The organism is Pilimelia anulata, from assembly GCF_014647895.1.
GTDB lineage: Bacteria > Actinomycetota > Actinomycetes > Mycobacteriales > Micromonosporaceae > Pilimelia > Pilimelia anulata.
Window position 1 is genome coordinate 439,070 of the sequence record NZ_BMQB01000003.1, and the last position, 12,230, is coordinate 451,299.

Genomic DNA, 12,230 nt, shown 5'->3' on the forward strand with positions numbered 1-12,230 from the left:
ACGACTGCGAAGGACACTGTTGATGCTGACCCGGATCATCAAAGCCGCCGGCGCGCTGGCCGCCATGGCCGCGATCCTGGCCGGCGCCCCCTTCGCCCTGCTCCACCTCGGCACCAACCCCTGGACCGCCGCCACCTGGGCCGGCCAGCACCTGTTCGACGTGGACCACAGCAACACCGTCCTGCTCGGCGCGATCACCCTCGTCGGCTGGATCGCCTGGCTGACATTCGTGCAGGCGTTCGTCGCCGCCCTGCTGGACTACCTACGGCCAGGCGGCCGACCCATCCCAGCGATCAGCGCCCAACGCGCCCTGTTCACCGTGCTGCTCGGCGCGGTGCTCACCACCACCGCCACCGCCGGCAGCTGGGGCACGGCGGCGAGCCTGCCCGCACCCCCAGATCGGCCGGCCGCCGTCGCCCTCCACGACGCCGCCACACCTACCCCGGTCCAGGGCGATCGGGCACCGGTGGTGCACCAGGGCCCCGGCGCCGACCGCGGCGACGCGCTCGTGCACACCGTGCAGCGCGGCGAGCACCTGCTCGACCTGGCCGAGCGGTACTACGGCAGCGCCGACGAGTTCGGCCGGATCGTGGCCGCCAACGCCGGCGTGACCCAGCCGGACGGGCGGGCCTTGCAGCACGGCCAGACGTTGATCCGCGAGGGCTGGCAGCTGCGCATCCCCCACCCCAGCCACGGGTTGCACGACGCCGACAGCGTCGAGGTGCAGGCGGGGACGATCACGCTGGTCGCCAACCAGCAGGCCCACGAGGTGCAGGTCAAGCGCGGCGACAACCTGTTTACCCTCGCGCAGCGGTGGCTCGGCGACGGCGACCGCTGGCCGGAGATCTACAAGCTCAACAAGCATCGCCACTTCGATGACGGACGCACGCTGCACACCCCGCGGCTGATCCACCCCGGGTGGACCCTCGACCTGCCCGACGACGCCCGCCCACCCGGCCACACCAAGCCCACGACACCGCCGGACCAGCCGAAGCCACCCGCCGATCCGACCCAGCCCGCGGAGCCGGCGCCGACCACACCGCCGGCGCCCACCGCCCCGACCACGCCGCCCCCGGCGACGCCGACGCCGGGGGGACCGGGCGACGACGGCGTCGTCACCGTCCCACCCGCACAGACCCGGCCCACGGACACCCCGACCGCGACGCCGGCGCCGCAGCGGCCGACACAGCCCGCGTCGTCGCCGGTGGGGATCGACCTGCCCGGCGGCGGCTGGGTCGACGTCGGCCTCGCCGCCGCCCTCGCTGGAGTCGGCGCGCTGGTGTGGGCGCACCGCCGCCGCCGCTACCGGCCCGGCCGCGGCCACGGCCTGCGCCGGGCCGATCCCGACCTGCGCCCCCTGCCCGCGCTGATCCGGCACCTACGCGCCCGCCTCACCCCGACCCCCACCGCGCCGGCGACCGACTCGGCCGAGCCGATCGAGGCGTGGGTCGACGACCTCAAGGCACCCACCGCCGACGACCCTGCCGTACCGGTGACCGCTGATCTCCCGCAGCACCCGGATATGGACGAGCTGGTCGCGGCCGGAACCGACGACGTTGACCAGGACCTAGCGGTGGTAAACGCCGGGGACGCGCAGCCGGTCGCCCCGGCCATCACCGGCCAGCACGCCGACCTGTGGCCCACCGCCGGCCTCGGCCTCACCGGCCCCGGCGCCCACGCAGCCGCCCGCGGCATGCTCGTCGCCGCGCTCGCCGCCGGCCAACCCGACCTGCCGCACTCCCGGACCCGGGTCATCATCACCGCCGGCACCCTGGCCTCCCTGCTCGGCGCCAACGCCGTGCGGGTGCCGGAGTCCGGGCGGCTGGAGGTCACCGCGGGCCTGGAGGAAGCACTCGTCGAGGTCGAGCAGGAGGCCCTGTGCCGGGCCCGGCTGTGCCAGGAGCACGACGTGTTCTCCATCGCCGACCTGCGCGAGCGGACCGACGCCGAGGACCTGCCGCCGCTGCTGCTGATCACCGACGTCGGCGGTGCGCCCGAGCAGACCCGCATCGCCTGGTCCCTGTCCCACCACTACCGCCTCGACATCCACGGCGTCCTGCTCGGCGGCTGGACCCACGGCGACACCGTGCAGGTCGACGCCGACGGCACCACCAGCCGGCCCGACCGCGGCGGCGTCGCCGAGCGGCACCGACACGGCCACGGCGCCGACCTCGGCCGCCTCGCCGTCATGGACGAAGACCAGACCCTCGCCGCCCTCACCACCCTCGCCGAGGCGCACAACGGCGAGCCCGCCCCGGACCCGCACCCCGAAGCCCCCGCCGTAACGCTGGCAGGTGTTCCGGTCCGCAACGACGAAAAGGCCGACCCCACCGCCGGTGACGGCACGCCCGAACCCGACGCGGACGACGCAACCGTTCCGGAGCGCGACGACGACGGCTCCCCGACGCGTGCGCCGATCAACGGGCACCCCGTCCCGGCCGTCACCGCCGCGGCGTCCGGCGACGACGAGCCGCAGCCGCAGGACAGCGACGACGACCCCGCGCCCGCGGACGGGCGGGTCCGGGTGATGCTGCTCGGCCGCCCGACGCTGCCGGACTACCAGCGGCCCGGCAAACTCGGCGGCCGGGGCCGCGCCCTGGAGCTGCTGGCCTACCTCGCCGTCAACGGCGGCGAAACCTCCGTCGACGCCGTCCTGGAAGACCTCGTCCCCGACGCCACCTTCTCCAAGGCCAAGCAGCGGCTTGCCGCTGCCGTCTACAGCTTCCGCCAGGCCATGCGCGACTTCGGCGACGGCGAGTTCCTCGACCGCGACGAACGCCGCGTCGGCCTGCGCCGGGACCGCTTCGACATCGACGTGTGGCGCATGCGCGACAACCTCACCAAGGCCAAGGCCGCCCACAGCAGCGTGCAACGGGTGCGGCTGCTGCGCCGGGCCGTGGCCGCCTACGGCGGCACCTTCGCCGAGGGTGAGAACAAGTGGGACTGGGCCGACCTGCCCCGTGAGGCGGTCCGCCGCGACCACATCGACATCGTCCTCGCCCTTGCCCAAGAGCTGGCCGCCCAGCCGCACGACGCCCTCGCGGTGCTGGAGCCGGCGATCGCCGCCCACCCGCACACCGAGGTGCTCTACCAGGAGGCGATGCGCGCCCACGCCGCCCTCGGCGACGAAACCGGTATCAAACGCGTGCGCCGCGACCTCACCCGGGCGCTGGAGAGCATCGACGCCGAACCCGAAGACGACACCCGCGCGCTGGCTGCCCAGCTGCTGGCCGAGGTGGCCCGCCGCGCAGGCCGCCAAGGTCGGGGTGATCGCCGGTGACCGCCCTGACCGCCGGCCGATCGAGCCTGGGCTCCACGCCGATGACGCTCAAGCAGCTCATCCGCATCCGTTGGGCTGTGCGCGGCGTGCTGATGCTCGGCGTGGCCGCCAGCGTCGGCGCGAACATTTTGCACGCCCAGGATCACCTGATCGCCCGCGCGGTCGCCGCGTGGCCGCCGATCGCATTGCTGCTGACCATCGAGGTCATCGGCCGGGTGCCGGTACACCGGCGGGTGCACGCGATCATCCGCATCGTCGCTACCACCGGGATCGCGGCCATCGCCGCCTGGGTGTCGTACTGGCACATGGTCGCCGTCGCCGCGCGCTACGGCGAGACAGGCTCCGACCCGTACCTGCTGCCCTTGTCCGTTGATGGCCTGGTCGTCGTGGCCTCGATCAGCCTGGTCGAGATCGCCGGCCGCATCCGCATCCTCAAGGCCGGCGCGCTCACCACCGCCGCAGGCGCGGCGACACCGGGCAAGTTCCCGACCACGCCGTCAGGCGAGCCGAGTCCGGCCGCGCCCGACGATCCGAATGCCGCACCGGCCGGGCACGACCCCGACGGGGCCGGCAGCGGCGCCCCACCGGACATGCCGCTACCGGCAGATAGCGCACCGCCAAGCGGCGACGAACCGATCCCCAACGACGAAAAGGCCGATCCTTCGCCGGATGAGGTGCCTGCCGGGATCAAGGAAGCCGTCCTGTACTGGCACGCCCGCGACTTGGATCCCGACCAGATCGCCGAGCGGGTCGACCGGTCAGTGCGCACTGTGTACCGGTACCTACCGAAACCCGCCGAGGACACCGACAGTAGCCAGCACTCCGCGACGAGCGCCGCTTGATGCAGCCCGGCCTCACATCACCGGATCGCGATCACGCGGAGGCGAGCGAGCGATGCCCCAGCGGCCACCATGAACAACACACCACCCGGGACGAACCACGGCCCCCACAACAGCGAGTACCACAGCTCCTCGCGGGACGGGTCCACTCCCGAGAGCCAGCTATTCGTAGGGCGTGAGCTCCAGCCAGCCGCCAGTGGGGCCCGCCGGTCTACTCACCACTCACCGCGGGGTCAGCGCCAGAAACAGCATCCGATCGCCCTGGGCTTGCAGTTCCTTGATCCCCTGCGACAGGGTGCCCAGACCAACCGTGCCGCCCAGAGCCCAGTAGACGCCCCGCACGGCGAACAGGCCGCACCAGAGCGCCGCGAGACGGGCCGCAAGGACCCGCCGCTTCACGGCCATGGGTTCCGGGCGAGTCACGATCGCTGCTCCCGTCGCCAGATGTGTCGTGGAGCCCGCTGCGGGGCGGGAATTGGAGCGCGCGGTCGCGCTACCACCTACCGCCCAGCGACGCTGCGGCGGCGGCGCAGCTCGGCGACCGGTAGCCGGCGCCGGCCGGGCCAGGATGGCGGTTGGCTGTCTCCGCACGGGGGAGCGGAGACAGCCAACCGCCATCCACTGTAGTCACCCCGTCATGACCGACGCCGCCCGAGAAGGCGCGTCGCCGGTCGCCAGCGGCGGGGGCTCCACCTCGACGAAGCCCCACAGTCCCCCGATCACCTGCAAAGCCTGGGTGTCGTAGCGGTCGGCGAAGCCGCGGCAGATAGCCGGAGCAATGCCATACCCCGACGGGCACGGTGTCGCCTCCGGGTGATCGTCGGGTGCAGGTCACTGCGGCTTGGGGGTGTTGTGGCGATCGTGGGGCGCCGCGGGCCGTGTGCCCGCGGCGCCCCACGATCTGCGGATGCCGCCCGGGCCGGTGCGGCTACGTCACCTCCTGTACGGCCGGCGGGGTAGCGCGCAGCGCGAGCGTGTACCGCTGCACGTCGCCGGCCAGGCCGGCCGGCGTCCAGGCGTCGGCGTCCGCGGCGGTAGCGAAGGGCCCGACGGGTAGCAGGCGTCGCCCGGTCCAGTCGATGAGAATCACGGCGGCGGGTCCAGCCGGGCCGGGCAGGAACTCGACGCCTTCGGGTACCAGCTCGTGGATGCTGTGCCATCCGCTGACGGCCGCCTCGACAGTTGGTCCCGGCTCGTACAGGGAAGCGCTCAACGTCGCCGCGACCGGACCTGCGGCGGCCACCGCGGGTGCGGCGGCGCTCGCCGCCCGGCGGCCGGGATAGGGGCCGTAGGCGATCACCCGCCCGTCGGCGGTGAACGCCAGAATGGTGGCGGGAGCGGTGTCAACGAACGTGTCGTTCAGGGTGACGGTGAACGCGTCGCCGCAGTCGACGTCCACGAGGGTGATGGCCATGGGCATGCCGGTGTCGTCGGACCAGTCGACGATGTCGAAGTGGTCCGACAGGAGCGCCCGCGCGCGCTGGTAGGCGTGATGGGTCGGGTCGAAGACTCCCGACGGGAAGTACGGCATCGCTGATGGTTCCTCCGAGTTCGATGAGCCGCCGGTCGGTGGCCGGCGGGCAACGGAAGTGACGCTTCGCCGCGCGCCGCGGTCAAGTCGCCCCCGGCGCACGGCGAAGCACGGTCACGGGGTCAGGCTTCGAGGTCCGACGAGGGACCGGCTGGGGAGCCGCCGGCTCCGCTCGTGCGCGGCGACGGCTCGGTCGCCCGCTTGACATCGAGGGCCGTTGGTGGCGCGGGGCAGTTGGCCGGGGGTGCCCAGCACTCGGGGGCGGATGCCGGCCCGGAAGCCGATGTGTTCTGCCAGGCGAAACCGTGAAGCAGCCAGTTCCCGTCGACGTCGATGATTGCTTCGTGGGACGTTCGGCCCCGATGGTCGGTGCTGACCTTGACGTACACCTCGCCGTCGACGATCCCGACCACTGGGCGGCCCGAGATGGGCTTGGTGCCGCGTGCGTCGGCGGCGAGCTTGCTCATGGTGAGGATGTTGGCGCGCACCAGCGGCCAGCCGGCTGGGCCATCGGCGGGGACCTGCACTTCATAGGATCGGTGTTCACCGGCAGGGGTCAGATTGCGTGGCTGCCAATTCACGGCGTCAGCCCTGAGTGCACTGAGGGCGACGAGTCCGCGGCTGGCCGCCGCGAACTGTGCCCTATGGGTGTCACGGTCTCGGTCCCGCTCGCAGTACTTGCGGACAGCGTCCGCGAGCCCGCCGGTGAAGCTCGCAATGTCCTCGATAGCCGCCATGGAGTGGGAGATCTCGTCACGGAGGTAGCAGATAACGCCGGCGAGCAGGCGACGGTGATAGTCGGCGGCGGCGTAGCCGGCGGCGGGGTCGATCCAGGAGCGCAGAACGTCGGTGTCGTTGGCGATCGCCCACTGCATTTCTTCCGGCACGATGGCCATTCCAGCGTTGGCGGTGAGGGCGTGTAGGTAGTCGCGGATGCTCGGGGCGGCCACGGCGTCGTAGTCGTACAAGGATTGTTCCTTCCGATGGAAACGCCGAAGGCGCCCCATGGCCGCGGTGTGCACGGCTGTGGGGCGCCTTCGGCGTTGAGGGGTCGGCGCAGGTTGCGCCTCAGGGGGTCAGCGGTAGTCGTCGAGTTCGACGAGGTCACCGATGTCGCAGTTGAGGATCTCGGTGTCGCGCTCCGGCCGCAGGTCGTCGTCTTCGATCTGGTCCTGGAGTAGGTCGGTGACGCGGGTGGTGGCGGCGTCCTCGGCGTCGTCGTTACCTTCGGCGGTGACGTCGACCTCGAACACGACCTGCACGCGAACGGTGTAGTGGTGGCGTAGGCGCGGCAGGCTGCAGGCGTCGAGGATGCCTTGGGCGAGTTCGAGGTCGATGTTGTCCTCGGCCACGCCGTCGCGCAGTTGGGCCTGGATGGTTCGGGTCAGCTGGTTTACCCGTGTCTGCAGGCTCGCGGCGCGGCGCTCGCCCATGCGGAAGCCCACATTGTTGGCGTGGTGCTGGATCAGCGGCAGGGTGGCGGCGATCCACACGTCGTGGGGTTCCGGTGTCTGCTCGGCGGCGGTGCGGGCCCAGGCGCGCTCAAGGATCGCGCGCAGTTGTTCGGCTTCCCGTTCGGTGGTTGATGCCTGGTGGGTCGGGTCGATGGACACGTGTTTCTCCTTCGGACATGCGAAATGCCCGGCCGGGATCGGCCGGGCATGGGCTGAGACGTGGTGGCCGTTTCGGCGGCAGCCGGGCCTACTGGTGGACGGGCTCGCCGTCGGCTTCGCCGGTCGGCGGTGCCACGGCCGGCGAGAGGGGCTGCCAGGCGAAGTCGCGCAGCAGCCAGTACTTGCCGCCATCGGCGTGGAGAAGGTCCAGCAGCACCTGCTGCCGTCCAGGGGCGTCGGCGCCGGGAAGGCAGCGAACGAAGTAGTCGCCGCGGCGATGCATCTGCCGTCGACCCGGCGCGTGGTTCGTGCTGTCGTCGGCGAGCGCGCGCATCGTGCGCCAATCGGCCCGCACCAGCGACACGGCAGCCCCCTCGGGATCGGCGATCCCGGCCGTGGACGCGTCGGTCGGGTACGGGCGGGGGATCTCCAGGGAGTAGGCGGTGGTCGAGCCGGCCGGGACGAGGTCCACCCGCACCCAGGTCCGCGGGATCGGCTCCAGGACTCCGTTGGCGCTGAGGGTCTTCCGGGCGTCGGTGAACCGCTTCCAGGCGTCGCGCATCTTGTTGTTCAGGCCGGTGTAGATGTCGGCGGCGCGGCCGAGGTCGCGGGCTTGGTTCAGGATGTCGTCGGCGCTGTTGTGGCTGTTGCCGATCTCGTCGCGTAGGTACTCGAATGTGCCGGCGAGCAGCTTGCGGTGGTAGTGGGCGACGGCGTAGTCGCCGACGGCCTGCAGAAACGAGGTGGTCAGGTCGGGCCAGTTGACCCAGGCCCACATCAGATCGCCAGGCTCGACCGCCAGGTCGCTGATGTCGAGGAAGTCCTGCAGATAGGCATCGATGCCCGGTTCGGTGCGGGGGTCGTAATCCAACAAGGTGCTGGTCCTTTCACGATGTGAGACCGCCGGCTGACCACCGCGGGGGCGGGCAGCCGACGGCCTCGGAGATGGGTGTGGGTTGGCGCGGCCCGGCGATTCGGCGCCGCGAGGGGCCGGCGTAGCGATGGGAGCGCACGCCGCCGTTTCCGGGATCCGGCTAGGGGCCGGGGTGGCCGCGCAGGGCGGCGGTGGCGGCGTCGGCGATCTCCTTGCCGGCCTGCGCGGGGGCGATCCCGAGCCGGGTGGTGACGCCGTGCAGCGGGGTGCTGCGGGGCGGGCCGAGCCAGAGCACGGCGCAGCCGGCGGCGCGGAGGCGGTTGATGCGTAGCTGCCCGGTCACGGTGTCGACGCCGGTGAACTCGCCGTCGGAGACCACCACCAGCAGCCGCGCCCCGGCGCGGGGGTCGCCGAGGTCGAGGGCGCCGTCGAGGGCGTCGACGGTCTTGGTGAACCCGACGGTGTTGCCCTCCAGGCCGAGCTCGCGGACCTCGCCGGGTGGTTGCCCGGGTCGGGTGATCGCGGTGACGTTCTCGCCGAAGGTCACCGTCGCCGACCGGCCTTGCGCCCACCGCGTGGCCTGCGCGGTAATCCAGGCGACGGACTGCAGGGGCCCGAGCCAGGCGCGCATGGACAGCGACACGTCGACGGTGATCCCGACCGCCAGTGGCGGGTTCGGGATCCGGCGGTGGTGGCTGCTGCGCCAGGGCTGGGCGTCCGGGCGGACCCCGGCGGCGCGCTGCGCGGCTGCCGTGACGGCGGCTCTGGGGATCAACCGGCCCGGCGGTGTTTCTGAGGTGGTGTGGATGGTGACCGGTTCCCGCTGCGCCGCGGCCTTCAACGCCCGCGCGAGTTGCCGGGCGCTCGCCCGCTCCCCGGGTTTCGGGGTGCGGGTGTGGCCGGGCGCGGCCGGCTTGCCGAACACCTCATGGGCGGTGTTTCGGGACCGCTTGGCGGCCAGGGCCTCCGCTTCCTTGGCGCGCTGGCGGGCCGCCGCTGCGGCGAGGGCCCGGCGCAGGGCATCGGCTGCCGCTTGGGCGTCCGCGGCGTCGGCGGCGGCGATCGCCCCGATTGCCGCAGCGACGGCGTCGTACAGGCTTCCGCCGGTCCCGCTGGGCAGCGCCATGGCGGGGCCGTAGCCGGTGGTGTCGATGCCGAGCACCTCGCACCACTGCCGGGCCAGATCGACCATCCGGGCGGTGTCGTCATCGCGGGTGCGGTGGGCCTTGCGCCAGATCACCTGCAGCCGGCGCAGCCGGTCGGTACCGATGAGCTTGCGGACGGCGGTGCGCACGGGCCGGACCTCCGGCCGGTCCAGGACACCGGCGTCGGCGCGGGCAAGCAGCAGCGCGCACGCCCTCCCCGCGACGTGCACGTCGTCGACGGGCGGGATGGCGTGCATCAGCAGCTGACGGGTCGCCGCTCGCAGGTAGAGCCGGTCGATCGGCCGGCGCCGTAGTTGCCGGTACTCGATGCGGGACTCGTCCAGATGCCGGGCCGCGTCGAACACCGGCCAGGGCACGCCATCCATCGCGCCGGGCGGGTCCCAGTGGGAGTGGCGGGCGTGGGCGGCCTCGTGCACGAGCAGCCCCCACCCGACCGGGTACTGATCTGCGGCGTCCAATGCCCACGGGTCGACGGTGGCCGGGTCGGCGCCGAGGTGGTCGCCGTTGACCTCGATGCGGTTGAGCAACGGGAAGAAGCACGCCGGGGAGCCGTGACCGGCGCCCGGAGCGACCACCACGGTGAGGTCGGTGCGGTCGGCCAGTATCGGGACCTGCTGGGTCCAGGCATCCGACAGCCGCTGCCACGTCGGATCCACCGGTGCGGTCGGCGCGCCGGTCGGGTTGATGTGGCCGCCGATCGTGGAAGCCGCCGGGGCGGGCTGCGCGGCGGTCACAGCTGCCGGCCCAGGGCCAGCCCGGCCACCGTGTTCGGCTGCCGGGAGAACCTCTTGGCGAGGGCTTCGACGACGGCGTCGCGGTCCTCGGGCGGGGCGACCCCGGCCAGGTTGGCGATCGCGGAGTCCAGGTCCAGCACGTCGGCGACGGCCTTGAAACCCAGCAGTTCGCGCAGCTGCGGCGCCCAGCCGATCTCGCCGGCCTTGACCCGCCCGTGCAGGTCCATCGCCGCGCGCACCGCGCGGGCGTCCACGCCCAGGGCCCGGGCGAGGTCGTAGTCGGTGGTGACCTCGACGTGGGTGGTGAACCTGGAGGCGAGGGCCTCGGTGAGCACGGCGCCCTGCACGCCGGGGTTGTGGCCGGCGATCACGTAGAACCCGTCGGTGGCGGTGACGACCCGGCCGCCGTCCGCCTTCAGGACGATTTGTCGGCGGCCGTCCATGGCCGGGTACATCGCTGCCAGCACCCGTGGGGAGATGAGGGTGGCGTCGTCGATGAACAGGACCTCCCCGCGTTCCATCGCCGTCGGCAGGGGCCCGGGGACGAATCGGTAGCCGGGGCCGTCGGGGACGTAGTCGCCGATCAGGTCCCCAACGGTGGTGTCGCCGTCACCGGCGACGGTGTGCAGCTCGTCGCCGAACGCCGCCTCCACCACCGAGGTCTTGCCGGTGCCGGGCGGGCCGTAGAGCAGCACCGCGATCCCCGCGCCGCGCAGCTCTTGCAGGACGTCGACGTCGCGGCGGCCGGCCAACCGGCGGGGGTGGTAGGGAGTGCCGTTGGGTCGGATGACCGGCCCTGTGGGCGCCGGCGGGGCCGGCGGCGTGCTGCGGGGTGCGCGTTGCGGTGCGGGCGGCATCGGCCCGCGGTTGAGGTTGGTCTGGTGCTGGTTGACGCCGGTGGTGGTGACGGAGAATTCCCGCCGCCCGGAGCCGAAGGTGGAGACGACGTGGCCGAGCTGCTGCAGTCTGTCCAGGGCCTGTCCGACCGCGCCGGTGGACCGGCCGCCCAGGGCCTTGGCGATTTCACCGACGGTGGCGTGGCGGCTGTCGTCTTCGGCGAGGTGGCCCAAGACCATGGCCTGCAGCTGTCCGGGGCGCAGGGTTGGTGAGCCGTCGGCGTTCACCCCGCCGCTCGGGGTGGCCATCCTCATGGGGGCGCCGCTGGTGGGCGGCGTGTCGATACCGGTGGTCATGGGTGCAGTTCCTCCCGAGGTTGGGCAGGAGGTGGCCGCACCGATGCCGGCGCGGCCACCCACTGCGTGGGATCCCGCCCGCGGTGCGCGGGGTGGGATGGCGTTGCCGGCGCCCGCCGCTACGGCGGACTCAGGGAGTTACATCGCGGCCCGAGTGAGTCGCGATTCGGTTCGCTAGTACTTGAAGGTCCAGGTCCCGGGCTCAGGGCCGTCGACCGGGTAGCTCGGCTCGTGCCCGCAGTCGGGGTTGCCGCCGTCGGCCGCGCCGTCGTCGGTGACGGTGGCGCCGCAGTGCCGGCAGAGCCTGAGTTGGCCGTTCCAGGTCAGCTCGTACAGCACGCCGCTGCTGGTCTGCACCAGTAGCGACAACGGCCGGTGCCGGTGGACGCGGGTGCGGCTGCCGTTGGCCGTGCCGCAGGCGAGGCTGAACACCGCGGACAGGTGCCGCTGCCAGGACCCGACGGCGTCGAGGTAGTACCGGCTGTCCTGGCCGTAGAACGCGGCGAGCCTGTCGATGTAGGCGTTGGCCGCCGCGATCACCTGCGCCGCCGGCAGGGTGACGTCGATGTGGTGCACGAGCGGGTCGTAGCGCCGGACCGTGATCTTCGGATCGGGCACCCCGGGGTCGTCGTAGCGCGGCGGCAGAATCGGCGACAGGTCCACCGCGATGTGCACGGCCATTCCCCACGGCTGGGCGCGGTCGCTGGCCGCGTGCAGGATCGCCGACCACTGGACAGCGGGGATGGCGTACCGGTGCATGTTGATCACCCTGGCCTCGGACGGGTTGATGTCCGGGTCGGCCGCCAGCAGCAACCGGTAGACGATGTCGATGGTGTTGTGCAGCAGGTCGATCGGGGTGGTGCTGCCGTTGATCGCGTCGGCGATCGCTGCGATCTGCTCCTCGGTATAGGTGTGTCGGATCGGTGTCGACATGGGTTGGTGTTTCTCCTCATGGTTGTCGGCGTGGACCCTGTGCCCACGCCGCAGATTCGGGTCGAGC

General features: G+C 72.5%; 10 protein-coding genes. 2 read left to right on the forward strand and 8 right to left on the reverse strand.

The features are described 5' to 3' along the window. Positions 1 to 22: 22 nt before the first annotated feature. Both IEY94_RS09695 and IEY94_RS09700 read left to right on the forward strand, forming a co-directional pair. Positions 23 to 3,280 carry a BTAD domain-containing putative transcriptional regulator gene (locus IEY94_RS09695; RefSeq protein ID WP_189169738.1) on the forward strand — a complete coding sequence of 1,086 codons (3,258 nt, stop codon included), beginning with the start codon at positions 23 to 25 and terminating at the stop codon, positions 3,278 to 3,280. Continuing rightward, positions 3,277 to 4,122, forward strand: a complete 846-nt coding sequence (locus IEY94_RS09700; RefSeq protein WP_306341598.1) for a DUF2637 domain-containing protein — start codon at positions 3,277 to 3,279, stop codon at positions 4,120 to 4,122. Before IEY94_RS09695 ends, IEY94_RS09700 begins: the two co-directional genes overlap by 4 nt. A 219-nt stretch (positions 4,123 to 4,341) precedes the next feature. Here the strand turns inward: IEY94_RS09700 and IEY94_RS09705 are convergent, their stop codons facing one another. The 8 genes from IEY94_RS09705 to IEY94_RS09740 all read right to left on the reverse strand — a co-directional run bounded on the left by IEY94_RS09705 (position 4,342) and on the right by IEY94_RS09740 (position 12,163). Then, positions 4,342 to 4,542, reverse strand: coding sequence for a hypothetical protein (locus tag IEY94_RS09705; RefSeq protein WP_189169739.1), 201 nt, complete (start codon positions 4,540 to 4,542; stop codon positions 4,342 to 4,344). 505 nt (positions 4,543 to 5,047) lie between these two features. Further along, positions 5,048 to 5,650: a hypothetical protein gene (locus tag IEY94_RS09710; RefSeq protein WP_189169740.1), complete on the reverse strand. Its 603-nt coding sequence runs from the start codon at positions 5,648 to 5,650 to the stop codon at positions 5,048 to 5,050. Between the two features lie 122 nt (positions 5,651 to 5,772). Then, positions 5,773 to 6,618 (reverse strand): hypothetical protein, encoded by an 846-nt coding sequence (locus IEY94_RS09715; RefSeq protein ID WP_189169741.1) that lies wholly within the window; start codon positions 6,616 to 6,618, stop codon positions 5,773 to 5,775. A gap of 108 nt (positions 6,619 to 6,726) precedes the next feature. Beyond that, positions 6,727 to 7,263 carry a hypothetical protein gene (locus IEY94_RS09720; RefSeq protein WP_189169742.1) on the reverse strand — a complete coding sequence of 179 codons (537 nt, stop codon included), beginning with the start codon at positions 7,261 to 7,263 and terminating at the stop codon, positions 6,727 to 6,729. 88 nt (positions 7,264 to 7,351) lie between these two features. After that, the gene (locus IEY94_RS09725; protein ID WP_189169743.1) at positions 7,352 to 8,134 is read right to left on the reverse strand and encodes a hypothetical protein; all 783 of its coding nucleotides are present in this window, start codon (positions 8,132 to 8,134) and stop codon (positions 7,352 to 7,354) included. A gap of 163 nt (positions 8,135 to 8,297) precedes the next feature. Then, entirely contained in the window at positions 8,298 to 10,037 is a 1,740-nt protein-coding gene (locus IEY94_RS09730) for a vWA domain-containing protein (RefSeq protein ID WP_189169744.1), read from the reverse strand. Beyond that, on the reverse strand, positions 10,034 to 11,230 hold the full coding sequence (locus IEY94_RS09735) for an AAA family ATPase (RefSeq protein WP_229783471.1): 1,197 nt from the start codon (positions 11,228 to 11,230) through the stop codon (positions 10,034 to 10,036). The genes IEY94_RS09730 and IEY94_RS09735 overlap by 4 nt, the downstream gene beginning before the upstream one ends. A gap of 174 nt (positions 11,231 to 11,404) precedes the next feature. Then, on the reverse strand, positions 11,405 to 12,163 hold the full coding sequence (locus tag IEY94_RS09740; RefSeq protein WP_189169745.1) for a hypothetical protein: 759 nt from the start codon (positions 12,161 to 12,163) through the stop codon (positions 11,405 to 11,407). Between the last annotated feature and the right edge of the window lie 67 nt (positions 12,164 to 12,230).

Coding starts and splice junctions, on each gene's coding strand:
- IEY94_RS09735 (WP_229783471.1), bottom strand. CDS start 11,230: ATGACCACCGGTATCGACACGCCGCCCACCAGCGGCGCCCCCATGAGG.
- IEY94_RS09695 (WP_189169738.1), top strand. CDS start 23: ATGCTGACCCGGATCATCAAAGCCGCCGGCGCGCTGGCCGCCATGGCC.
- IEY94_RS09740 (WP_189169745.1), bottom strand. CDS start 12,163: ATGTCGACACCGATCCGACACACCTATACCGAGGAGCAGATCGCAGCG.
- IEY94_RS09710 (WP_189169740.1), bottom strand. CDS start 5,650: ATGCCGTACTTCCCGTCGGGAGTCTTCGACCCGACCCATCACGCCTAC.